Genomic DNA, 24,688 nt, shown 5'->3' with positions numbered 1-24,688 from the left:
TGCGCCAAAGGCGCGTCGACAATGGGCGGGAGGGTCTTCCGCTCCATTGAGGGCGTCAGTCGAGCAAAGTGTCCCGCCTCACCCCTTCCTTTTCAATGTGATGTGGCAGGACGCGACCATATAATTGCCGGGTCCGCTCGACCCCACCGCACATGCCTTCGGCCTCGACAAATGAGAAAATCCCCACATAGCGGCTGCGCGATCCTTTCACAGGTGCAACGCGGTGTAGGGCATAGCGCCCCTTGAAGATCTGCAGATCGCCGGGTTGCAACTCCAGCTTGCGCACCCGTGCCCTGTTCCCGTCCAACACCGAAGCCACGGTGTCAAAATTCTCTTCCGAAGAACTACGCAGGTTGGGCACATACTCGAACGCGCCGCCTTCCTCCCCGTTTTGGATGGCCAATGTCACTGTGTAGTTGTTGGTGTCGAAATGCCATGGAAAGCCCTGCCCTTCCTCAACGACATTGATAATGACGTCCGCCAGCGGATCATCATAGCGAAAGAACCGGTCTTCGGGCTCATCCAAAGCCGCGCGGATGAAAGGCAGAAAGCCCTCGAATTCGTAGATCCGGCGCAATGGTCCGGATGTCTTGAAATTGTCGGCCGGTACAAAGGCGTTGGACCGATCATAAAACCGCCGGATAGGATGATCCGCCGCCAACCCAGGATCATCCTTCGTAAAATAGGCATTGGTCCGATTGAACGAGCGATGTGCTTTTGGGGCTGTGGTCTGGGCCTCTTGCAGCAGGTGCGCCACCCCTTCGGCGTGCACAAAACCCGGCAGAACGGCGCATCCATCCTGATCCAGCTCGCGCCTCAGGTCGCTGATCAACTGATCATAGGCCCGCGAGCCCGGGCAATCGATCGGATACCGTCCCAGATCCACAAGATCCTGCAGCATGTCCCGCCTCCTCTGCCTGCTAAGACAAGCTCAACGTGACTCAGCCCAACCGCCTGATCATGCTTGTTTGGGACATTGCCGCGACGCTTTCCGACACTCTCGATTTCGAGATCAACCCGCAGACAACAGCGAGATTTCCCGAATCTTCCGATCATGCGTCAATCTGCGCAATAAAATGTCGCAAAATTCACCACTCAAGATACAAAATTGGTACGATTGCCTGTTGACGCCCCCTTTTACCGCCCATAATGTCCCTGCACGCAAAAAAGGAGCCTCTGGCGATGAAAGCGCTAGTCGTAATCGTAGGAAACACGCGCATGGGCCGGTAACGGTAAACCATAATCGAACCCATGCGCCTCCGAAAATCTCGGGGGCTTTTTTTTGGCAAAACGCAAGACACATGTCGCGAACGGAGCAAAGCAGATGACACGTGAGATGACCGGCGCAAAGATGGTGGTTCAGGCCCTCAAGGATCAGGGCGTGGACACGGTATTCGGATACCCCGGCGGCGCCGTGCTACCGATCTATGATGAGATTTTTCTGCAAAACGACATTCGCCACATTCTGGTGCGTCACGAACAGGGGGCCGTACACGCCGCCGAAGGCTATGCGCGCTCGACCGGCAAGCCCGGCGTTGCGCTTGTGACATCCGGCCCCGGTGCCACCAACGCGGTGACCGGCCTGACCGACGCATTGCTGGATTCGATCCCGATCGTGGTTCTGACCGGTCAGGTCCCGACCTTCATGATCGGCTCGGACGCCTTTCAGGAGGCCGATACCGTTGGCATCACCCGCCCCTGCACCAAGCATAACTGGCTGGTGAAAGACACAGATTCGCTGGCCGAGACCATGCACGAGGCCTTCCATGTCGCCACCTCGGGCCGTCCCGGTCCGGTGCTGATCGACATCCCGAAGGACGTGCAGTTTGCATCGGGCGACTATACCAGCCCGAAACCGTCAACCTCGCATTACCAACCCGTCCTGAAAGGCGATCTGGAAGAGATCACCGAACTGGTCGCCGCAATCGAGACGGCCAAGAAACCGGTCTTCTACACCGGCGGCGGCGTGATCAACTCGGGCCCTGCGGCCAGCCAATTGCTGCGCGAACTGGTGGACGCGACTGGGTTTCCGATCACCTCGACCCTGATGGGTCTGGGCGCTTACCCGGCTTCGGGCGAGAACTGGTTGGGTATGCTGGGGATGCATGGTCTTTATGAGGCCAACCTTGCGATGCATGATTGCGATCTGATGATCAACATCGGAGCACGTTTCGATGACCGGATCACGGGGCGGATTGATGCGTTCTCGCCGAACTCGAAAAAGGCGCATATCGACATTGACCCCTCGTCCATCAACAAGGTGATCCGCGTCGATATCCCGATTGTGGGCGACGTGGCGCATGTGCTTGAGGATATCCTCAAGGTCTGGAAAGCACGCGGTCGTAAGACAGACGCAGCCGCAGTTAAGCAGTGGCAAGCGCAGATCGCGGACTGGCGCAAGGTCAACTGTCTGGCCTACACCAACAGCGAAAAGACGATCAAACCGCAATACGCGCTGCAACGTCTTGAAGAGCTGACCAAAAACCACGACCGCTATATCACGACCGAGGTTGGCCAGCATCAGATGTGGGCCGCGCAATACCTCGGTTTCGAAGACCCCAACCGCTGGATGACTTCGGGCGGGTTGGGCACGATGGGCTACGGCACTCCGGCTTCGATCGGTGTGCAGATGGCGCATCCCGACGCACTGGTGATTAACGTGGCGGGTGAGGCGTCATGGCTGATGAACATGCAGGAGATGGGCACCGCCGTTCAATACCGCCTGCCGGTCAAACAGTTCATCCTGAACAACGAACGTCTGGGCATGGTGCGTCAGTGGCAGGAGCTGCTGCATGGTGAGCGGTACTCGCATTCGTGGTCCGAGGCCCTGCCTGATTTCGTCAAGCTGGCCGAGGCCTTCGGGGCCAAGGGTATTCTGTGTTCCGACCCGGCCGATCTGGACGACGCGATCATGGAGATGATCAACTATGACGGCCCTGTCATCTTTGACTGTCTGGTCGAAAAGCACGAGAACTGCTTCCCCATGATCCCGTCGGGCAAGGCCCATAACGAGATGCTGCTGGGTGAGGCCGAGACGCAGGGCGTGATCGACTCCAAAGGTTCGGTTCTGGTTTAACAAAATTCGTCGAATACTGTCGGGCGCTGCGGTGCCCGGCTATCGCAGGATGATGAAAGGGACGTAAATGTCTGCCCTACATATCAAAAAAGGCGCCACCCGCCATTCGGCCTATAACCTACGGCCCACCTTCTCGGACGTACAGGAACGGCATACGATTGCAGTTCTGGTCGAGAATGAGCCCGGTGTTCTGGCGCGTGTGATCGGACTGTTCTCGGGTCGCGGCTATAACATCGAAAGCCTGACCGTGGCCGAGGTCGATCATACCGGCCATCTCAGCCGCATTACCATCGTCACAACCGGCACACCGCAGGTAATCGAACAGATCAAGGCGCAACTGGGTCGGATCGTGACCGTGCACGACGTTCACGACCTGACCGTCGAAGGCCCCTCGGTCGAGCGGGAATTGGCCATCATCAAGGTTGTCGGTGAAGGCGACAAACGGGTCGAAGCCCTGCGGTTGGCTGATATTTTCCGCGCCAACGTCGTCGACAGCACCCTGAACTCGTTCATCTTTGAAATTACCGGCGCGCCGGACAAGATTGACGCTTTCGCTGATCTGATGCGCCCTCTGGGTTCGGTCGAAGTGGCCCGAACCGGCGTCGCAGCCCTGCTGCGCGGAGACTGACACTGCCCACCCCGCTCGTGGCTTGACCCGCGGGCGGGGTCCCCATTCCCCAAAACCGCACCTAACACGGTTGCGGGAATACGTTTTTCTGACCTCTGCGGAAAATCGCCATAAAGATCAAACAAAACGAAATAAATCCTATTGCGTTTATGCTTTTGCACGTTAGCCTCGGGGTGTAGCGGGACGTTGGGATGCGTCCGCTAGGGTCGTCAGTATGATTGAGCGCGCAATTCCGTTCGTCGGGCCGAGCGTGGTTTGTTACCCTGAAAAGTCACGATAAGAACCTGGGACACCAATGACGAATAACACTCGCAGCCCGATGGAACTGCGCAAGATGTTCGGCGCAAATCTACGGCGATTGGCAAGGCAATACCCTTCGGTTTCCGAGCTCTGCCGGCAGCTCGGAATTAACCGGACGCAATTCAACAGGTATCTCGGCGGTGAGAGCTTTCCACGCCCGGATGTTCTGGACCGAATCTGCAATTTCTTCGAGGTCGACGCGCGCATCCTTCTACGCCCCATTGACGAGATCGACTTACCCCCGGTCCACCCGGCGGCTTCGGCGCTGACGGATTTTCTTGGATCCGGCCCGGGCACGCTTACGGAAAGCCTGCTTCCAGCGGGTTTCTATTTCGTTTCTGAGACCGGGCTGGACGACCCCCATGCAACCCGGCACCGGGTTCTGCACGCCCGCAGGTTGCCGCAATGCACCCTAATCCGCAGCTATGAACCACCCGCAGGAGATGATGTTTCCTCCAACCTGCGCGAGGTTCAGGGAATTGCCGCATGCGCGGGCCATCAGATCTATATCCTCATGTCCAGCCGCGCCTCGCAGAACAGTCGCATTTACCTTGTGAAACGCGGCAACGACGAGCAATCGGATCAATGGCGGGGCGTGGCGATTTGCCTGTCCAAAACCACCGCAAATGCCACCACAATGCGTCGTCTTGCCCTGCGCTATCTTGGTCCCAAGCCGAAAGCGGCGCTTTCCGCGGCAAGAGCCGCCCGACGCGCAGAACGAACGACCGAAAAGATAATGGCCTGATCCGGGAATTTAGGCGGGCTCAACCGTTTCTGCCTGAGTAATAAGGCGATAGAGGTGCCAACTGGCGTGACCGAGCAGTGGCAACACCACAAGCAGACCCAAAAACCACGGGATCATTGCCACAAACGTCAGAACAGCCACGAACACGCCCCACCCCAGCATGACCGGCAAGTTGGCGCTGACATAGCTGTAACTGGCGATCATCGCTGTCACGAAGTCCAGTTCCCGATCCAAAAGCATCGGAATCGACAGCACAGTGATCATGTACAGCACGGTCGCGAAAACCGCCCCGACCACCGTTCCCACTGCCAACATCGTCAGTCCGTTGGGGGTCAGAAACACTTCAAGCGAAGTTGAGACGTTCGTCATGGTGGATAATCCCATGAACAGGGCAAAGATCATATGTCCCAAAAAGAACCAAAACAGAAACATCACCACGATGATCGCACAGATGGAGGGCAGTTGACGCCGCCCTTGTTGGACGACAACACCGATAATGGCACCGAACTCCAGCGGCTCACCCTGCTCCAGCCGGTGCGACACCTCATACAATCCAACGGCGGCGAAGGGCCCGAGCAAAGGAAACCCGATCGCAGCCAGCACAAGCCAGTACGATGTCTGTGTCTGGATCGTGACCCAAGCCATTGCCCAACCCGCTACGACGTAAAACCCGGCAAACAGCAAGCCGAACATCGGCGCGCGACGAAAATCCGCCCAAGCCCGGCGCATGGCCTCGCGCAGCATATCCGCCGTGACGTGCCCCATCTTCGGAACGCCAAAAGGCTTCTCCATCCTCAGTCTCTCCTCCCTTTGCCTGAATGCGTCAGGCTGGCCGCTTCTGCGGCCATTTCGTAGCATCGTGATACGCAGCCCCGATCGACAAAACGCGAGCATCCGCACCGCGAGGCCCAAAAAGCTGCATACCCATCGGGACCCCCTCGGGTCCAAACCCTGCCGGAACGGACAGACAGGGAAGCCCGATCAGGCTGACAGGCACAACAACTTGCATCCACCGATGGTACGTATCCATCCTTTTCCCTGCTATTTCCGTCGGGTACGGCGTATCCAGATCAAAAGGCCAAACCTGCGCTGATGGCAGGGCCAGAACATCAAAACTGTCAAACACTTCAACCGCGCGACGGAACCACTCCGACCGGGCAAGGCTGGCCCGATGTACCTGCATCGCAGTCAAAGCCAACCCGCGATCAAGCTCCCACTGGGCGGTATCCTTCAGCATCGACCTGTGCTCGGTCAGCGGGGCGAGGCTTGCCGCCACACTCCATGATCTCAGGGTTGCCCAACTGTCCCACATCCTCTCGGCCTCAAATGGCGCATCAACGGCTTCGACGGTGGCACCCAAGCCCGAGAAAACCTTCAGCGCATCCTCACAGAGATCGAAAATTCCCTCCTCAAAAGGAAATGCGCCGCCCCAATCCCCCAGCCAGCCGATGCGCACCCCATTCAGGTCGGCCGGTGTAACAGGCGATACGGCTTGGAACGGCGCACTCAGAGGCTGCCGCGCGTCGGGGCCAGAAATCACATCCAGAAAAAGCCCAAGATCCTCGGGGCTTCGGGCCATTGGCCCCAATGTCGACAGTTGATGCAGAAATCCATCCCCAACGGGCTGCGACGGGACACGCCCCCACGACGGACGAAATCCATAGACATTGTTCCACGCAGCAGGGTTGCGCAGGCTGCCCATCATGTCCGACCCATCCGCCAACGCGACCATCCCGGTGGCCAACGCAACGGCAGCGCCACCAGACGACCCACCGCAGGACCGCTCTAGGTCATAGGGGTTCCGTGTGGCTCCGTAGACGGGGTTAAACGTATGCGACCCAAGCCCAAATTCCGGCGTGTTGGTCTTACCGATCAATATCGCCCCGGCATTCCGCATCCGTGCTGCAATCAGATCATCCTCGTCCGGCACATGATCCTTGAACAAGGGCGACCCCTGCGACGACGGCATACCCGCCACATTCACAAGGTCTTTGACGGCAACGGGCAGCCCATGCAGCGGCCCTTTGATCGGCCCGTCATCCAAGGCTTGCGCCTCAGCCATTAGATCATCTTCGTCGCGCAGGGCAACGATTGCATTCAAAGCTCCGTTAACCTCTGCAATCCTGTCCAGGGTTGCGCGCATGACAGCGGCCGCTGAGACTCGCCGACCGGATATCTCTGCCAACAATGCAGAGGCGCTGATTTGTCTTAAGTCCATTCGGGGCTCTTTGGCATTCTCATCACTCTGTGGTGATCAGCCTAACGACGGTGCCCCGTCAATAAAACCCACTGTTTAGATGTATCTTTCCCGGCCACCCGCAATTTGGGGATCCTCTTCATCTGGCCCAAAATATCCCGGGGGAGTCGCGGCTTGCCGCGGCGGGGGCGGAGCCCCCTTCCCAGCTTAGTCGCCCTGCGCTTCGGACCGGCTTTTGCCCGCCACGTTCAACGCCAGCGTCGCCGCCATGAACCCGTCCAGATCCCCGTCCAACACACCTTTGGTGTCCGACGTTTCGTGGTTGGTTCGCAGATCCTTGACCATCTGATAGGGCTGCAGCACGTAAGACCGGATCTGATTGCCCCAACCTGCGTCACCCTTGGCCTCATGCGCCGCGTTGATATCGGCATTCCGCCGGTCCAGTTCTTGCTGGTACAAGCGCGACTTCAAGGCTTTCATCGCAATATCGCGGTTCTGGTGCTGCGATTTTTCGGAACTGGTCACGACGATGCCGGTCGGGATGTGCGTAATCCGCACAGCGGAATCCGTAGTGTTCACGTGCTGACCACCTGCGCCCGAGGACCGATAGGTATCAATCCGAATATCCGACGGATTCACCTCGATCTCGATATTGTCATCGACCACCGGGTAAACCCAGACCGAACTGAACGAGGTATGCCGCTTGGCCGCCGAGTCATAGGGCGAAATCCGCACCAACCGATGCACGCCGCTTTCCGACTTCAGCCAGCCGTAAGCATTGTGGCCGGAAATCTTGTAAGCGGCGGATTTGATCCCTGCCTCTTCTCCGGCGGTCTCGGACTGCAACTCGACCGTGTACCCTTTCTTCTCGGCCCAACGCACATACATCCGCGCCAGCATCGACGCCCAGTCGCAGCTTTCGGTGCCGCCCGCGCCTGAGTTGATCTCGAGGAAGGTATCGTTGCTATCCGCCTCGCCATCCAACAGCGCCTCAAGCTCTTTCTTGGCGGCTTTGGCCTGCAAGGACTTGATCGCGGACTCGGCGTCCTGAACAACTTCGTTGTCGTCTTCCATCTCGCCCAATTCGATCAGTTCGATATTGTCGCTCAAATCCGTCTTGATCGACTCATATGTCTCGATCGCATCAACAAGCATCTGACGCTCGCGCATCAGTTTCTGCGCGTTTTCCGGGCTGTCCCAGAGGTTGGGATCCTCAACGCGCGCGTTGAATTCCTCCAACCGGTGCGGCGCGGTTTCATAGTCCATGCGCTGCGCCAGCAGCTCCAGAGACTTTTCGATTTCCGCCACGATATTCTGGGTTTCCGCGCGCATGGTTACGTCCCAACTTACTCAATCAGGTTTGCGTGATATCAACAGGTCCGCGCCACCACAAGACGGCGCAGACCCGAATACTGCGCGTCGTCAATAAAGCCCGCCGCCTTGCAACTCGCCCTGGCTGGCATTTGGCCCGACCGTGACCGTGTTGCCCGTCGACGTGGTCACCTGACGGCCCGAGCTGTGGACCTCTTCAAACAACGGTAGGTCAGAGCCCATCGCAAAGCCGCCGTCATAAACGCGGTCGATAAAGCCATCTACGCCGTCGCGGAAATACTCGGCCACCACGTATTCACCGGTTGCATCCGCAGGCAGGCGCGCACCACTGAAGCGGTCGATCTTGATGAAATGGCCGCCCGGAGGCACCTCGAACGGACCTCCACCATATTTTTCAACGGCTTTTTCCATAAAGCTCTGGAACACCGGGCCGCACATCGTGCCACCATACGCCCCACGCCCCATCGGGCGCGGACGGTCATATCCAATGTAACAACCAGCGACGATGTTTGATGTGAAGCCAATGAACCATGCGTCCTTGGATTCATTTGTCGTGCCGGTCTTGCCAGCCGTCGGCACCGGAAGGTTGACATGGCTCGACGCAGTACCACGATCGACAACGCCCTTCATCATCGAGGTCAACTGATAGGCCGTTATCGCGTCCATGACCTGGCTGCGGTTGGTCTCAATCGTGGGCGATTCGTCCGGTTCCAGCCAACTCGAGTTGCAATCCAGACATTGCCGGTCGTCATGGCGGTAGATCGTCTTGCCGAAGCGGTCCTGAATCCGGTCAACCAGCGTCGGCTCAACCCGTTCACCTCCGTTGGCGAACATCGCATAGGCTGCGACCATCTTGTAAAGCGTCGTTTCCTCGGACCCCAGCGAGTTGGCAAGGAACGCACCCATCCGGTCATAAACGCCAAAGCGTTCGGCATAACCTGCGACCACCGGCATCGTGACCTCTTGCGCCAGACGAATGGTCATCAGGTTCCGCGACTGTTCAATCCCGGTGCGCAACGGCGTTGGGCCATAGAACTTGTTTGACGAGTTCTTGGGCCGCCACAAACCTTGCGGCGTGTTCACCTCAATCGGGGCATCCACAACGATCGTTGCCGGGCTGTAGCCGCTGTCGAGCGCTGCTGCGTAGACGAAGGGCTTGAAGCTTGACCCCGGCTGACGTTGCGCCTGCGTCGCGCGGTTGAAGACCGAGTCCTGATACGAGAACCCGCCCTGCATTGCCAGAACACGGCCCGAGTTTACGTCCATCGCGACGAAACCGCCCTGTACTTCGGGCACCTGTCGGGCGGACCATTGGCCCTCTTCCCCGGCCATGACCAGAATGACATCACCGCGCTTGAAATTGTCCTGAAAGTTGCCCTGCATCCATTGAATGTCCGAGCGTGGGACGGTGCCGTCTGCCGGACCGTCCTCGACACCCACAGTCAGCGACTGATCGGCGACATTCAAAACGACGGCGGGATACCATTGCGTTGGCAGAACCACGTCACGCGGGATTTCCATAATGGCCAGCGCCTCGCGCCACTGGCTCTCGTCAGCCAGTTTTTCTTCGGGAATTACCTCACCCGTGCCCCGCCACTTGCCGCGGGAACGGTCGTATTTCTGCAAGGCGACGCGTAAAGCTCGGGCCGCCTCGACCTGCATCTCTTCGTCGACCGAGGCGCGGACGGTAAAGCCCCCGGTGAAGAACTCTCCCTCGCCGAAATCTTCGCTCAGTTGGCGGCGGATTTCGTCGGTGAAATAGTCGCGCGGTGGCAGAGCGGTGCGGAAGCTTTCGAAATCCCCGTTCTGGACCGAGCGCAGGGGCATGTTGGTTTCTGCCTCATAGGTCGCCTGATCAATATACCCGTTCTGATTCATCTCACGCAGAACATAGTTGCGGCGGGCCAACAGGCGGTCTTTCTCGCGCACCGGGTGGAAATCGGACGGCGCCTTGGGCATGGCGGCAAGGGTTGCCGCCTCATGCGGGGCAAGCTCCTGCAACGTCTTGTTGAAATAGGTCTGGGCCGCCGCGGTCACGCCGTATGAGTTCTGCCCCAGAAAGATTTCATTCATATAGAGCTCAAGGATCTGTTCTTTGTCCAGCGTATCCTCAAGCCGCGTGGCGAGGATGATTTCCTTGATCTTGCGCTCGGCGCGGCGGTCGCCGGACAACAAGAAGTTCTTCATCACCTGCTGGGTGATCGTGGAGGCCCCGCGCACATTCTCGCCCTTGGATTTGACCGCTTCGACACCCGCCGCAATGATACCGCGCGGGTCATAGCCCTGATGGGTGTAGAAGTTTTTGTCCTCGGCCGAGATAAACGCCTGCTTCACCAGATCAGGGATTTCCTCGGACGGCGTGAACAGGCGGCGTTCCTGCGCGAACTCGTCGATCAACTGACCCTCGCCGGAATAAATCCGGCTGATCGTCGGCGGCTTGTATTGCGCCAGCGATTCATGGCTGGGCAGATCGCGCCCATACATCCAGAAGACCGCACCAATCACCAGCGCGGCCATGAAAATGCCCAAGGTCACGAGGCTGAAGATCGCCCCGAAAATGGATAGAATGAAACGGATCACGTTACTGCCTTTTGCTCGCGGTGCCGCCTATATAGTGATGCCCCTGCCCGGGGTCAAAACACGATGGCCAATATTAGCCGTTTTGCGCCGCAGGGTCACTGCCCAATAAGCGACCGTCTGACCAGATCATCCCGACGCCAGCGTTCCAGCCCGTCGCGAATGCCGCGCGCCATACCGGTACGCCATTCAGGGTTTCGTATGTTCTCAAGGTCTCTGGGGCTGGACAGAAACCCAAGCTCGATCAGAACGGACGGGATGTCTGCGGCCTTAAGCACAGAAAACGAGGCTGTTCGGATCGGGCGGTTGTTCATCGGCCCACCCTGTTGTGTCATCCCATCAGCCAGAGCATGCGCAAGCGCGTCGGTGCGCGGCTTGGTTTCCCGGCGCGCCATGTCCAACAAAACGTCCGCCACCTGATCGTCGGAACCGCTCAGATCAATTCCCGAAATCAGATCACCCCGATCATGACGTTCAGCCAGTCTGAGACTGGCCACATCCGACGCGTCCTCGGACAATGTATAGACAGCGGCACCGTGCGCCCGCCCCTCGGACAGAATATCAGCGTGCAACGAGATAAAGACGTCAGCACCGGCCCGATGCGCCAGCGTGATACGACGTTCCAGCGACACGAACTGGTCGTCCACGCGGGTCAAGACCACATCATATCCCCCAGCACGCAACAGCATTTCGCGCAGCTCACGCGCAAAGGTCAGCATAAGGGTCTTTTCGTTCAGACCATCAACCTCGGCTCCGGGGTCGATCCCGCCATGCCCCGGATCCAGCATCACGCGCAGCAGACGGGTTCCATCCTCATCCCGCGCCGGAGGGGTTACCGATGCTTCCGGCAGGTCCCACCCCGGCTGACGCGGCGCACCTGCACTGGCAGAAAATGATTCAAAATCAGTCCCTTTCAAAGCCAAGCTCAACTTCGCCTTACCCGTTACCGGATCAACACGCAGATCCGAGGTATCGACAGCCAAAGGCGCGCCAAGCTCCAAAACCATACGCGACCATCCGGGGACATAGGCCCCATACTGAACCCCACTGACGCGGTCGGTCTGCAAAAAGCTGTCGCGATCCAGACCGGTCCAGTCCACCTCTTGGAAATCCAGAACCATTCGATAAGGATCGCGCAGGGTAAAAACCCGGTATGGCACACCCTGACTGAGACCAAGCTGCACCCGCACTCCGGCGCGGCCATCATCAGTGACGTGGCTGTCATCGGGCAGCACACGCGCAAGCGCACTGAACTCGTGCGCGACTGCAGCACCGTTCAGCGCCCAGATCAGCGCAATGGCGAATAGAATCCTGCTCATGGCCTCAAGTTTTCCCGAGATCGTTTGACGCCCAGCTTAGCCGAACAACGCCCGTTTGTGAACGCCCCGCGCTCAGCCCGTCGAAACGGAGCGCTCAGACATAAAGCGCTGCAGGCGCAACAGGCCTTCTTCTATGTCCGCCGTTGATCTGGCGTAAGAAAACCGCAATGTCGTATGGCCCCGCACGGGATCGAAATCGAGGCCCGGAGTGACTGCAACACCCGCCTTTTCAAGGATTTCCGCCGCAAAGCTGCGGCTGTCATCCGTCAGGTCGGACACGTCAGCATAGACATAAAAGGCACCATCCGGCGGCGCGATGTTGGTAAACCCTGCCTTGGGCAACCCCTCCAGCATCAGCGCACGGTTGGCCCGGTAGACATCAAGGTTTGCCTGCAACTCATCCTCGCACTCCATCGCGGCCAAGGCCGCAACCTGACTGGCATGCGGCGCGCAGATGAACATGTTCTGGGCAATCCTCTCGACAACGCGCACCTGATCTTCGGGCACAACCATCCAGCCCACGCGCCAACCCGTCATCGAAAAATATTTCGAGAAGGAATTGATTACATAACACTCATCCGTCAGCTCAAGCGCGGTGACGGCTTTGGCCTCATATTCCAGCCCATGGTAAATCTCGTCACTGATAAACGAAGCGCCCTGCTCGTGCGCGGCCCCGATCAATGCCTGCATCGCCGCATGATCCAGCATTGTCCCCGTTGGATTGGCCGGAGACGCAACCATAAGCCCCTGCAGATCAAGCCCCAAGAAATCCGACGGCACAGGCTGAAGCCGGTTTTCCAGTGCGGTCGGCAGATCAACCGGCACCAGCCCCAGCGCTTTCAGAATCTGCCGGTAGGACGGATAGCCGGGCGCACCGATCCCGACCCGATCCCCGCTGTCGAAAAGCGCCGTGAACGCCAGCAAGAACCCGCCAGACGACCCCGGAGTGATCACCACGCGCTCGGGGTTCAGGTCGACACCGTACCACTCGCCATACATCCGCGCGATCCGCTGCCGCAAAGCCGGAAGGCCCAGAGCAACCGTATACCCCAATGGCCCTTCTTTCATGGCCTTTGCCAGAGCGTCCGTCGCCCCTTGAGGTGCACCGGTTCCGGGTTGGCCAACCTCCATGTGAATGATGGTGCGTCCGGCCTCTTCAGCGCGGCGCGCGGCCTCCATAACGTCCATCACGATAAAGGGATCGACCCCGGACCGGGTTGAGTTTCTCATGCCCATCTCCCATGTTGCAGCCATGGCTTTTGAACGCGTATCCAGGCTGGCGTCAATCCCGGCCCTGTTGCTGATCGCAGTGACATGGCTCGCAAGCGCCGTTCAGTCTGCTGCGCAAAGCCTGATCCGTGACCCCGATATCGAATACGGGCTGCGCGAACTGGCATTTCCGGTCCTGCGCGCCGCGGGGCTGAACACCAATCGCGTGCAGATTCTGGTGGTGAATGACAGCACATTCAACGCCTTCGTCATCGACTATAACGCGATCTATTTAAATTACGGCCTGATCCTGACGGTCGAAAGCCCGGAAATGCTGCAGGCAGTGATCGCGCACGAAGCTGCGCATATCGCCAATGGCCATCTGGCACGGCGAGTGGAGAATCTGAAGGCCGCGCAAAGAAACGCTCAGTTGGGAACTGCACTTGCCCTTGTTGTGGCCGCTGCCGGTGGTGGTGAGGCTGCTGCAGGCATCGCGGCGGGCACGTCAGGCTCGGCCCTGCGTAGTTTTCTGGCACATACCCGTGCCGAAGAATCCTCGGCTGATCGCAGTGCGGCCAGCTACCTTAGATGGGCGGGGATCTCGCCCGGCGGCATGGTGGCGCTGCACCAGAAATTTGCGGGACAGGAACTGCTGAGTACGATCAACCAAGACCCTTACATGCGCTCGCACCCCACCAGCCGTGAGCGCCTACGAGCCGCCGAAGCTTTCATGGAAGAATTTGGAGATAAAGCGCAACCCAACCAAAGCGCTGACTACTGGTTTGCGCGCACAAAGGGTAAACTGTCGGCCTTTCTCCGCTCTCCGACCTGGACCATGCGGCGGGCAAAAGAGGAAAGCGCGCGGGACATCCGCCTGATGCGAGAGGCAGCGGCCTATCACCAGAACCGCGATCTGGCGAACGCCAGAGCTGCAATCAACCAAGCGCTGGATATTCGGCCCGACGATCCGTTCTACTACGAACTCAAAGGCCAAATATTGTTGGAAAACCGCAAGGTACAGGACGCCGTTACGGCATATGGCAAGGCCGTGGATCTGGCCCCCAATAACGCGTTGATCCTTGCTGGTTATGGTCGGGCGCTCCTGGCACAAGGCCAAACAAAGAACGCCTTACAAACCCTTGAAAAGGCAAGAAACCGCGACTACCGGAACGTCCGGCTCATGCAGGATTTGGGTGTTGCCTATGCCAAAGTCGGCAACAATGGCATGGCCTCGGCCGTGACCGCCGAAAGATATGCCTTGCAAGGTCGGCTGGCAGATGCAGGTATTCACGCAAGACGGGCTGTCGGGCAATTGCCCGAGGGCTCTCCTGGTTGGCAACGTGCACAGGATGTGCTGATTGCCTCGGAACAAGCTAAGAAAACAAAAAGGAAACGAAAATGATCCTCAGACACGCTGCGCCGGCCCTGCTGGGGCTTTCGTTGATCACAGGCCCCGCTCAGGCTTTGGACCTGAACGCTATGACCGAGGCTGAAAAGCAAAGGTTCGGAGAACAGGTTCGCGAGTATCTTCTGGAAAACCCGGAAGTGATCATCGAGGCCATCAATATCCTTGAACAACGCAATGCCCTGGCCGAAGCCCAAGCCGACAAGGAATTGGTGAGCGCCAACGCCGACGAGTTGTTCAATGATGGATATAGCTGGGTTGGCGGCAACCCGGACGGAGATATCACGCTGGTCGAGTTCATGGACTATCGCTGTGGCTATTGTCGTCGGGCCGTTCCCGAAGTGGCCGAACTGTTGTCAGAAGACGGCAATATCCGCTTGGTTATCAAAGAATTTCCAATTCTGGGCGATGCCTCGGTCTTGTCTTCGCGTTTTGCAGTTGCCACCAAACATGTGGCTGGCGACGACGCCTATAAACAGGTTCACGACGCGCTTCTGGAGTTTGGCGGCGAACCGTCCGAACTGACCCTGCGCCGAGTCTCGGACGGGTTGGGACTGGACAGCGACGCAATCATCGAAGCAATGAACAGCGAACAGGTGACTGCTGAGATCAACCAAACGCGCGAATTGGCGCGACGCATGCAGATTTCCGGCACGCCTTCTTTTGTTCTGGGAACCGAGATGCTGCGCGGATACCTGACGGCTGACCAGATGCTGCAAATCGCAGACGCAGTGCGGGCCGAACAGGGCTGAATTTGAACCGTGGCGGTGCGCATCTGTGCGCCGCCCTATGCCTTATCGATCTGCTACAGCCATCGGAATTTCACGCAGCAATTTGCGCCGAAGGGCTGCGGCATAATCCTCGTAACCCGCGGCAATTTCCACAAATGGGCCCTGCCCTGAAATGACGTGGTCGACGTAATAGGCCAGCACTTCGGGCTCGGCCCCCTCGATCACCAGCGCGTTCACGGTGACACCCTGCATCACCTGCATCTCGCGCGCGACATGGGGACGATAGCCGTTATTGTGTTTGCCGTCCCCCGACACATCAATGACCCGCCGACGGCAATCCGGCCCATAGTCAAACATCAACGCCCCGAACGCCACCGCCGGACCGATGCCGGTTCCACCCGTTGCACTTCGAGGGGCCGCCAGCACCTCGGCGGCGATCGCTTTCAATTCGTTTAGCCCTCGGACCAGACGCCAGGCCGAAATCTGCGTCTGTTGGCGCGAGTCTGACCACTCATACACCATCAAGGCCACACCACCGGGTTGGGCAGAAATCGCCGCCACAACGTCAGGGTCAAGCAAGGCGGCGGCGACGCCATCGCGTTGCAACTGATGTTCGCTCTCATCGACGCTGCCCGACACATCCAACGCAAAGGCCAAGGCCAATTCACACGCGCGCGCCGCGCCAAAGGGGGCGGTCCACATCAGTAAAACAAGGACGAGTAAAGCCTTCATAGGCCCGACTTGGCCCCAGAACAGCGCGGCCTGTCAACACAGACCTCTTCACCCTGTCGAGAACCCATCCCTGCCCAGAGCCGTGTGCTTGCGCTATTCCGCCGCCTCTGCTGCTGCGTCCAGCTCAGCCGCTTTCTTCTCGACCTGCTCGACGATGTGGTCGATCATCTGATCGTTGGACATCTTGTGGCTGGCCTTGCCCGCAAGATAGACCATGCCGGACCCCGCACCGCCGCCGGTAAAACCAACGTCGGTCATCAGCGCCTCACCGGGGCCGTTCACGACGCAGCCGATGATCGACAGGCTCATGGGCGTCTTGATGTGTTCCAACCGCTGCTCCAGCGCTTCAACCGTCTTGATCACGTCGAACCCCTGACGCGCACAGGACGGGCATGAGATGATGTTCACACCGCGATGGCGCAGGCCCAGAGATTTCAGGATCTCATAGCCCACCTTCACCTCTTCGACCGGGTCGGCGGACAGGCTGACACGGATTGTATCGCCAATCCCCATCCACAGCAGGTTCCCCAGCCCAATGGCGGATTTGATGGTGCCGCTGACCAGCCCTCCCGCCTCGGTGATGCCCAGATGGATGGGGGCATCTGTGGCCTCGGCAATACCCTGATAGGCCGCAGCCGACAGGAACACGTCGCTGGCCTTTACGCTGATCTTGAAGTTGTGAAAGTCGTTGTCTTCCAGAATGCGGATATGTTCGAGCCCGCTTTCGACCATCGCCTCAGGGCACGGCTCACCATATTTCTCAAGCAGGTGCTTCTCTAGCGACCCTGCGTTGACCCCGATACGGATCGAGCAATTGTGGTCTCGGGCGGCCTTGATGACCTCCTGCACGCGTTTCTCATCACCAATATTGCCAGGATTGATCCGCAGGCAGGCGGCACCGGCCTCAGCCGCCTCGATGCCGCGTTTATAGTGGAAATGGATATCGGCCACGATCGGAACCGGGCTTTCGCGCACGATTTCCTTCAGGGCTTTGGACGAGGCCTCGTCGGGAACAGAGACCCGCACGATATCCGCCCCCGCCTCGGCTGCCACCTGAACCTGCGCCACGGTCGCCGCAACATCCGTCGTCAAGGTGTTCGTCATCGTCTGTACGGCGATGGGCGCGTCGCCCCCAACCGGAACATTGCCAACCATGATCTGGCGTGACTTGCGGCGATAGATGTTTCGCCACGGGCGAACGTGATTGAGGGACATGGGGTCGGGTCCAAGGCAGCCTGAGTTGCGTCTTTAGATAGTCCGCCTGTCGGGGCACCGCAATGGCAAGATCACTCAGCCGGTTCTTGCGACTCTTGCGCCTGTAATTCAGCAACGAGCTGTTTGAGCGCGCTGTTCTGTTCGGCCTCAAGATCGGCAACATCATAGCGCTCGGCCACGGCATCCTTGGAAAGAACCACGCCTTTAGCGACCGTTCCGGGATTTCCAACCGGGCCAAAATGTTCGCCGTTCATCGAGAAGTAGACCGAGCCGGACGCCCCCGCGCGCAACAACGGCGGTTCTTCGGTCAGCGGAACTTCGAATGTACTGCCCTGCTCGACCGTGCCAAGCGTACCTTCGAAAATGATACTGCCATCCGCGGCTGTCACCCGCATCCACGCCGGGTCGACGGCTACGATTTTGAGTGTTGTGTCCAGTTGCTCAACCACTTGCGGCAATACCGGGCGTTCGACAGTGTGCACTTCGGCCACTTCGATCTTTGGCGGCTCTGGCGGAAGGAATGTTCCAACCGACCGCGGATCAAGCGTGGAAATCGGCGCGTCCCGCGCAACAAGAACCGGAACATCCAGCGCCTGAGGCCGGTACAAACGATCCAATGCCTCGGCGCTGGGGGTTTGAATGGTCGCGACCTCTTCCTCTGCCCTGTCAGCGCGGGCAACATCAAGCGGATCAAGATCAGATAGAACAACAGGGGCCTGTTCAACCGGGCTGACCTGCACCTGCTGAATTTTGTTCAGAACAGCCCAGCCGCCATAACCAATGCCGCAGATCAAAGCCAACAGTACCGCGGACGAGCCAATCGCGCGGGGCTCAATTTGGCTGACCAGGGATTCCTTGCCGGGAATATACGGCGTATTCGGTGAAATGAACGGGTCACGGCCCATCGGACCCCGAGATGGCAAACCGCCCACGGGCTTACGGACAACCGACGCCTCGGCGGACATGCCATGAGCGACCTCAAACCCGCTTTCCTTGCAGAAGGCCGCGAAAGTCTCATCAGGGTTCATGCCCAGATACCGGGCATAAGAACGCACATACCCGGCGATGAAGCCGGGTGTGTCGAAGGCATCTGGATCAGAGTCTTCTATGGCAGCGATGTAATTGGCTTTGATCCGCAATTCCCGCTGAACATCCAGAAGAGATTTGCCCATGGTGGCGCGTTCGCCGCGCATCATATCACCAAGTCGCACCTCATAGTCGTCATAGCCTTTTGGCCGGACGTCAATGTCGTCGTCGGATTCGCGCTGAGATCTGCGCCCAATCATCCCTGCTGCCCCATTCTGCCTACGCGTGTTTTGCGCTAGCGCCGAATCATCGCCTAAATGATTCGAACACTGATTTTGTTATCTTAAGCTTAACACGCGACAAACAAGTTGCACACTTTGGCGTGAGGTTAACCGGCAAGTTCGGCGCGATTTAGCGCACAATGTGACCAAAGTTCGTCCATCGCATGCACCAAACGGTTCATTTCGTCGGGTCCATGCACCGGAGATGGGGTGAATCGCAAACGCTCGGTTCCGCGCGGAACCGTCGGAAAGTTGATTGGCTGAACGTAAATTCCGTGGTCATCCAGCAACCGGTCACTCAGAATTTTGGTGTGGACCGGGTTGCCAACGATCACAGGCACGATGTGACTGCCGTGGTCGATCAAAGGCAGCCCCATTCCCTTGAGCCGCAACTTGAGGATCTTTGCCTGCGTCTGATGCTGTTCGCGCAACTCTGGCGCGCGCTTCAGAAACGCGACCGACGCTGCCGCGCCTGCTGCGACGGCAGGCGGCAAAGAAGTCGTGAAAATGAAGCCCGGCGCATAAGAGCGCACGGCGTCACACATCTTTTCGCTCGCGGCGATATAGCCACCCATGACGCCATAAGCCTTGGCCAATGTGCCGTTGATGATGTCGATACGATGCGCCAAACGATCACGCTCGGTCACGCCGCCCCCACGCGGGCCGTACATACCGACAGCGTGGACTTCATCAATATAGGTCAACGCGCCGAATTCATCGGCCAAGTCGCAGATTTCTTCGATCGGACCAAAATCCCCATCCATCGAATAGACGGATTCAAACGCGATCAACTTGGGGGCCTTGGGATCGTCCGCCTCAAGCAGTTCGCGCAGGTGAGCAACGTCGTTGTGGCGGAAAATGCGCTTGGCGCCCCCATTACGACGCACACCTTCGATCATCGAGGCGTGGTTCAATGCGTCAGAATAAATGATCAGCCCCGGAAACAGTTTCGGCAGCGTGCTCAGCGTCGCGTCATTGGCAATGTAGGCGCTGGTGAACAGAAGCGCCGCTTCTTTGCCGTGCAGATCGGCAAGCTCGGCCTCAAGCTGCTTGTGATAAACGGTTGTCCCCGAGATATTGCGCGTACCGCCCGAACCGGCACCGGCGGCGTCAACAGCTTCGTGCATCGCGTTCAGAACGACCGGGTGCTGCCCCATGCCAAGATAGTCATTGCCACACCATACGGTGATGTCCTGCTGTGACCCGTCTGGGCGCGTCCGAACAGCATGGGGGAAGTGACCGTTGCGTCGCTCAATATCAATGAAGGTCCGGTAGCGTCCTTCGTCATGTAGCCTTGCGATCGCAGAATCGAGCTGAGCAGTATAGTCCACCGGTTTCTCCTTACTTGCCCGACCTTGTTCACACTGGCCGAACGTCCTTTATGGCACCGTTTTCGGATGAAACCGAAATTGCACCAATGCACTCATTTTAGCCCAAAACATATAACGCGCTAAGAGAATGCTTATTTGATTTGCATCAAATATCTTTTTGCATGCCACTCCACAAGTAAAGTTACGGCAAACAGACGCGAGGAAACGACGCAGGTCACACAGAAAAACCACCTACTTTTGTCGCAATCCTGCTCTATGATCCCGAAAAGCACACTGGACGGCGCTGACCGCACTGATAGGGTTCCGCCAAATTCATCATGGCAGGAGCCCCCCATGTCGCTGGACGCCGTTCTGAACCGTATCGACGCCGATCTTCAAATCTCAATCGACCGCCTGATGGAATTGCTCCGCATTCCTTCGATTTCAACCGATCCGGCCTATGATGCACAAGTCAGCCAAGCGGCCGACTGGCTGGTCGCGGACCTGCAGTCCATCGGAATTTCAGCAGAAAAGCGAGAGACCACCGGACACCCCATGGTCGTAGGGCATATCGGTGAGGACAACGGCGCACCGCATGTTCTGTTCTACGGTCACTATGACGTGCAGCCCGTCGACCCCCTGAACCTGTGGACTCGAGACCCGTTCGATCCGGCGATTGAAGAGACCGAGAATGGCCCGGTTATCCGGGGCCGCGGCTCCTCCGATGACAAAGGCCAATTGATGACCTTCGTCGAAGCCTGCCGCGCCTGGAAAGCCGTTCACGGCACCCTGCCCTGCCGCATCACTTTCTTTTTTGAGGGCGAAGAAGAATCCGGCTCGCCCTCGCTGGTCCCGTTCCTGCGCGAAAATGCGGCCGAGCTAAAAGCGGATCTGGCCTTGGTCTGCGACACGTCAATGGTGTCGCGGGGCGTCCCCTCCATCGCATCTCAACTGCGCGGAATGCTCAAAGATGAATTCACAATCACCGGACCCCGGATTGACCTGCATTCGGGTCACTATGGTGGCCCCGGCCTGAACCCGCTTCGCGAATTGTCAAAAATTGTTGCGTCCTTTTATGATGACGAAACCGGCCGCGTGGCCGTTGACGGTTTTTACGAAGGCGTCCACGACGTTCCAGCCGAACAGCTGCGCCAATGGAAAGGCTGCGGATTTGACGAGGCCGAATACCTCAACTCAGTTGGATACACGCAGCCACATGGCGAAAACGGATATTCTGCGCTTGAACAACAATGGGCCCGCCCAACGCTTGAAGTAAACGGGCTTTGGGGTGGCTACAATGGGGCCGGATCAAAAACGGTCATCCCATCGCAGGCCCACTGCAAGATCACCTGCCGTCTAGTCGGCGACATGGATCCGGATGACTTGCGCGACAAAATCCGGAAACATGTCGAGCAGCGCCTGTCGACAGATGCAAAGATCGAATGGGATAACGACCTGGAAGGCTCGCCCGCTTCTGTCATGAACCTCGACCGCCCCGAATTCGAAGCCGCGCGGGGCGCCTTGTCCGATGAATGGGGCCGCGAGGCCGTCTTCACAGGGATGGGAGGCTCAATCCCGGTCGTCGGCTATTTCAACACCGAACTCGGGCTGGACTCGATGCTGGTTGGATTTGCCAACGACGACGACGCGATCCATTCCCCCAATGAGAAATACGACGTTAAAAGCTTCCACAAGGGCATCCGCTCGTGGGCGCGCATTCTAGACGCTCTGACAAAATAGACTTTTTGCGAGGCTCTGCCTCGCGCTCCGGGATATTTGGGGCCAGATGAAGTACGGATCCCCCGCTTCATCTGGCTAAAAATATCCCAGGGGAGTCGCCCGGCACGGGCGGCGGGGGCAGAGCCCCCATACGCCGAACATCACATGTGGATAACCCTGCCGTAAGCGTCCAGTACGCTTTCATGCATCATTTCCGACAGTGTCGGATGTGGGAAAACGGTGTTCATCAGGTCTTCTTCGGTTGTCTCCAACTGTCGCCCGACAACGTATCCTTGGATCAATTCCGTCACTTCGGCACCGATCATATGCGCGCCCAAAAGCTCTCCGGTCTTGGCGTCAAAGACAGTCTTGATCAGCCCTTCGGGTTCGCCGAGTGCAATCGCCTTGCCGTTGCCGATGAAGGGGAAGCGGCCAACTTTGATGTCATACCCAAGCTCTTTTGCTTTCGCTTCGGAATACCCCACCGACGCAACCTGCGGCTGGCAGTAGGTGCAGCCTGCGATGCTTTCCGGTTTGACCGGATGCGCATGCTTGCCCGCGATCAGGTCGGCAACCATGACCCCTTCGTGGCTGGCTTTGTGCGCCAGCCAAGGCGCACCCGCGATATCCCCAATTGCGTAAAGACCTTCGACCCCGGTCCGGCAATATTCATCCGTCACCACGTGCGTCCGGTCGATCTTGACGCCTAAGGTTTCGAGGCCCAGCCCCTCGACGTTTCCGACGATCCCGACCGCAGAGATTACGGTGTCAAAGTCATGCTTTTCCACCTTTCCCTTGACCTCGATATGCGCGGTCACCCTTCCCTTGGCGCGGTCCAGTTGCTTGACCATTGCCTTTTCCATGATGGTCATGCCTTGCTTGGTAAAGGCTTTTTTGGCAAAGGCACTGATTTCGGCATCTTCAACGGGCAAAACGCGGTCCATCACCTCGACTACCGTCGTGTCGGCACCCAACGTATTGTAGAAGCTGGCGAATTCGATACCGATTGCACCTGACCCGATCACAAGCAGCTTCTTGGGCATGCGCGGCGGCTGCAATGCGTGCTTGTAGGTCCAGACCAGATCACCATCCGCCTCAAGCCCCGGCAATTCACGGGCACGCGCGCCTGTAGCGAGAACGATATTCTTGGCCGTCAACTCCTCGGTTCCCTTATCGGTCTTGACCGACACCTTACCCTTGGCGGGGATGGTCGCCTCGCCCATCACCACGGTCACCTTGTTTTTCTTCAGAAGATGGCCAATGCCGCCAGACAACTGCGCCGCAACCCCGCGAGAGCGTTTGACAACAGCGTCCAAATCATAGCCGATCTTGTCCGCCTTCAGGCCGAACTCCTTGGCCCGTTCCATCAGGTGAAAAACCTCTGACGACCGCAGCAGCGCCTTGGTCGGGATGCACCCCCAGTTCAAACAGATGCCCCCAAGATGTTCACGTTCGACCACAGCGGTTTTCAAACCCAACTGGGCCGCGCGAATGGCAGCGACATACCCGCCGGGACCGGCGCCAATTACGATCAGATCAAAAGATTGTGCAGCCATGTTTCCCTCTCGGCGCAGGTCGATTCAGAAATTAGTTTACCATTAAACTAATTTTTTTAGCGCATCAACACATCGCTCCCGCGACAAAAGCGACGCAGGGTCAAGTGGCACCAAATGCGCTGTTTTGAGCCTATACCCCATGGCCTTCTATGGCTAGAAGATAGGGGCCAACTGTTGATGGCACTTGTTTAACCCAAGAAATTCAAGAGGCTTGTCATGGCCAGAACCCTTAAAGATCTGTTGCTTGCATTGCTGAACGCCACACTTATCCTGTTCGCGTTGTGTCTGTTTCTGGGGTGGAAGCTGGCCTCGACGGTCGAGGGCATCACCACAACCTTCGCTGAGAACATCCAGATTGTTGCGCCTCTGAAACAGGAGCTCCAAGGGGTTCGGGGTGAGTTAACGGCCTTGCGCAGCGACCTGTCCTCGATTCAACTTGGGCAAACAGTTGCGGATAGCGCGACGGCGCAGAAAATCTCAACCGCTTTGGCAAATCTCGACAATCTGGAAAAAGGGCTGCAGGCGAAACAAGCCCGCATTTCGGACTTAACTGAATCGCCTGACGAATTGATCAATACGGCCATACAGACCTCGGCCGACGCAATCGCCGACCGGATCATTGCCATTCGCGGATGTGTGCCTGCGTCTTAACCGGCGGCCTGCAACTCTCGGACCGTCGTTCCGTAGCCGCCCATATCGACATACGCAGCTTCAGGCTCGGTCATTGGGCGCGAAAGCGCTTCGTTGCGGTACGGGAACCGCCCGAATTGCCGAATAACCTCACGATGCGCACGCGCATGCAAAAGATTACTCGAATCCTCGCTGATATTCTGACACATCAGCCGCACACACCGCTCCTGATCGCACAGGTTTTCCGAGTGCATCAGCGGAAGGTAGAAGAACTGCCTTGCGGGTTCGTCGATCTTCAGGTCCCACCCCTTGTCCACAGCGCATTTGGCTGCTGACAAAGCAGCACGGTCAGACGCAAAGGCCTTACCGCTGCCTCTGAACATGTTGCGTGGAAATTGATCCATCAGAATGATGTACGCAAGTGCACCACTGGGATAGGTCAGCCAAAGGGAAAACCTGCCCTCATTTGCTGCCTCCCACATGGGTAGGAATTTTTCGCGGATCTCGGCGTCCAGCGCCTCGTCCTGCAAATACCAACCCTTGGGACCGACTTCATCCAACCAATAACTCAGTACGTCTTCAGGCCCTGCCATTGCCCTAAACTCCGTCTGTTCGCCTCCCCCAGGGACGTAACGTCATTAAAGGCTGTTTTACAGATCTGTTACAGTAACATATTGCAACACTTGCGACATAAATCCGT

At 58.1% G+C, this 24,688-nt stretch carries 20 protein-coding genes; 7 read left to right on the top strand and 13 right to left on the bottom strand.

Features of this window, described 5'->3' with window-relative positions; all coding sequences use genetic code 11:
• Positions 1-55: 55 nt before the first annotated feature.
• Positions 56-901, bottom strand: a complete 846-nt coding sequence (locus tag ACR0MS_RS05040; protein ID WP_480570067.1) for a HalD/BesD family halogenase — start codon at positions 899-901, stop codon at positions 56-58.
• A gap of 423 nt (positions 902-1,324) precedes the next feature.
• Here ACR0MS_RS05040 and ACR0MS_RS05035 point away from each other — a divergent pair, with 423 nt between their 5' ends.
• The 3 genes from ACR0MS_RS05035 (at position 1,325) to ACR0MS_RS05025 (ending at position 4,749) form a co-directional block, all read left to right on the top strand.
• On the top strand, positions 1,325-3,076 hold the full coding sequence (locus ACR0MS_RS05035) for an acetolactate synthase 3 large subunit (protein WP_480570064.1): 1,752 nt from the start codon (positions 1,325-1,327) through the stop codon (positions 3,074-3,076).
• Positions 3,077-3,143: 67 nt separating this feature from the next.
• Positions 3,144-3,704, top strand: coding sequence for an acetolactate synthase small subunit (gene ilvN, locus ACR0MS_RS05030; protein WP_480570061.1), 561 nt, complete (start codon positions 3,144-3,146; stop codon positions 3,702-3,704).
• A 295-nt stretch (positions 3,705-3,999) separates the two neighbouring features.
• A complete protein-coding gene (locus ACR0MS_RS05025; RefSeq protein ID WP_480570058.1) occupies positions 4,000-4,749 on the top strand; it encodes a helix-turn-helix domain-containing protein in 750 nt (249 codons plus the stop codon).
• 9 nt (positions 4,750-4,758) lie between these two features.
• Here the strand turns inward: ACR0MS_RS05025 and ACR0MS_RS05020 are convergent, their stop codons facing one another.
• The 6 genes from ACR0MS_RS05020 to ACR0MS_RS04995 all read right to left on the bottom strand — a co-directional run bounded on the left by ACR0MS_RS05020 (position 4,759) and on the right by ACR0MS_RS04995 (position 13,404).
• Positions 4,759-5,541 carry a DUF2189 domain-containing protein gene (locus tag ACR0MS_RS05020; protein WP_480570055.1) on the bottom strand — a complete coding sequence of 261 codons (783 nt, stop codon included), beginning with the start codon at positions 5,539-5,541 and terminating at the stop codon, positions 4,759-4,761.
• A 31-nt stretch (positions 5,542-5,572) separates the two neighbouring features.
• Positions 5,573-6,967 carry an amidase gene (locus tag ACR0MS_RS05015; protein WP_480570052.1) on the bottom strand — a complete coding sequence of 465 codons (1,395 nt, stop codon included), beginning with the start codon at positions 6,965-6,967 and terminating at the stop codon, positions 5,573-5,575.
• A gap of 186 nt (positions 6,968-7,153) precedes the next feature.
• A complete protein-coding gene (prfB, locus tag ACR0MS_RS05010; protein ID WP_480570049.1) occupies positions 7,154-8,278 on the bottom strand; it encodes a peptide chain release factor 2 in 1,125 nt (374 codons plus the stop codon).
• A gap of 90 nt (positions 8,279-8,368) precedes the next feature.
• Positions 8,369-10,858, bottom strand: coding sequence for a penicillin-binding protein 1A (locus ACR0MS_RS05005; protein WP_480570045.1), 2,490 nt, complete (start codon positions 10,856-10,858; stop codon positions 8,369-8,371).
• A 95-nt stretch (positions 10,859-10,953) separates the two neighbouring features.
• Positions 10,954-12,174: an N-acetylmuramoyl-L-alanine amidase gene (locus tag ACR0MS_RS05000; protein WP_480570042.1), complete on the bottom strand. Its 1,221-nt coding sequence runs from the start codon at positions 12,172-12,174 to the stop codon at positions 10,954-10,956.
• 72 nt (positions 12,175-12,246) lie between these two features.
• Positions 12,247-13,404, bottom strand: a complete 1,158-nt coding sequence (locus ACR0MS_RS04995; protein ID WP_480570039.1) for a pyridoxal phosphate-dependent aminotransferase — start codon at positions 13,402-13,404, stop codon at positions 12,247-12,249.
• Here ACR0MS_RS04995 and ACR0MS_RS04990 point away from each other — a divergent pair.
• Together ACR0MS_RS04990 and ACR0MS_RS04985 are read left to right on the top strand one after the other, a co-directional pair.
• Positions 13,403-14,785, top strand: a complete 1,383-nt coding sequence (locus tag ACR0MS_RS04990; protein ID WP_480570036.1) for a M48 family metalloprotease — start codon at positions 13,403-13,405, stop codon at positions 14,783-14,785. The two genes, ACR0MS_RS04995 and ACR0MS_RS04990, sit on opposite strands and share 2 nt — an antisense overlap.
• On the top strand, positions 14,782-15,540 hold the full coding sequence (locus ACR0MS_RS04985; protein ID WP_480570033.1) for a DsbA family protein: 759 nt from the start codon (positions 14,782-14,784) through the stop codon (positions 15,538-15,540). The genes ACR0MS_RS04990 and ACR0MS_RS04985 overlap by 4 nt, the downstream gene beginning before the upstream one ends.
• 42 nt (positions 15,541-15,582) lie before the next feature.
• Here the strand turns inward: ACR0MS_RS04985 and ACR0MS_RS04980 are convergent, their stop codons facing one another.
• From ACR0MS_RS04980 to hemA, 4 genes are all read right to left on the bottom strand, one after another.
• On the bottom strand, positions 15,583-16,251 hold the full coding sequence (locus tag ACR0MS_RS04980; RefSeq protein ID WP_480570030.1) for a DUF1194 domain-containing protein: 669 nt from the start codon (positions 16,249-16,251) through the stop codon (positions 15,583-15,585).
• A gap of 93 nt (positions 16,252-16,344) precedes the next feature.
• The gene (gene ispG / locus ACR0MS_RS04975; protein ID WP_480570027.1) at positions 16,345-17,466 is read right to left on the bottom strand and encodes a flavodoxin-dependent (E)-4-hydroxy-3-methylbut-2-enyl-diphosphate synthase; all 1,122 of its coding nucleotides are present in this window, start codon (positions 17,464-17,466) and stop codon (positions 16,345-16,347) included.
• A gap of 71 nt (positions 17,467-17,537) precedes the next feature.
• Complete coding sequence (locus ACR0MS_RS04970) at positions 17,538-18,752, bottom strand: helix-turn-helix domain-containing protein (RefSeq protein WP_480570024.1); 1,215 nt, start codon at positions 18,750-18,752, stop codon at positions 17,538-17,540.
• 128 nt (positions 18,753-18,880) lie between these two features.
• A complete protein-coding gene (hemA, locus tag ACR0MS_RS04965) occupies positions 18,881-20,104 on the bottom strand; it encodes a 5-aminolevulinate synthase (RefSeq protein ID WP_480570021.1) in 1,224 nt (407 codons plus the stop codon).
• A 333-nt stretch (positions 20,105-20,437) separates the two neighbouring features.
• Between hemA and ACR0MS_RS04960 the strand changes: the two genes are divergently transcribed.
• A complete protein-coding gene (locus ACR0MS_RS04960) occupies positions 20,438-21,823 on the top strand; it encodes a dipeptidase (protein WP_480570018.1) in 1,386 nt (461 codons plus the stop codon).
• Between the two features lie 140 nt (positions 21,824-21,963).
• Here ACR0MS_RS04960 and lpdA read toward each other — a convergent pair whose 3' ends face one another.
• Complete coding sequence (gene lpdA, locus ACR0MS_RS04955) at positions 21,964-23,358, bottom strand: dihydrolipoyl dehydrogenase (RefSeq protein WP_480570015.1); 1,395 nt, start codon at positions 23,356-23,358, stop codon at positions 21,964-21,966.
• 216 nt (positions 23,359-23,574) lie between these two features.
• Here lpdA and ACR0MS_RS04950 point away from each other — a divergent pair, with 216 nt between their 5' ends.
• Positions 23,575-24,009 (top strand): hypothetical protein, encoded by a 435-nt coding sequence (locus ACR0MS_RS04950; protein WP_480570012.1) that lies wholly within the window; start codon positions 23,575-23,577, stop codon positions 24,007-24,009.
• Here ACR0MS_RS04950 and ACR0MS_RS04945 read toward each other — a convergent pair.
• Positions 24,006-24,581 carry a DUF924 family protein gene (locus tag ACR0MS_RS04945; RefSeq protein WP_480570009.1) on the bottom strand — a complete coding sequence of 192 codons (576 nt, stop codon included), beginning with the start codon at positions 24,579-24,581 and terminating at the stop codon, positions 24,006-24,008. The genes ACR0MS_RS04950 and ACR0MS_RS04945 overlap by 4 nt on opposite strands.
• Between the last annotated feature and the right edge of the window lie 107 nt (positions 24,582-24,688).

The organism is Ruegeria sp. CJ2, assembly GCF_056536745.1.
This window is presented reverse-complemented; position numbering and strand designations above follow the sequence as displayed.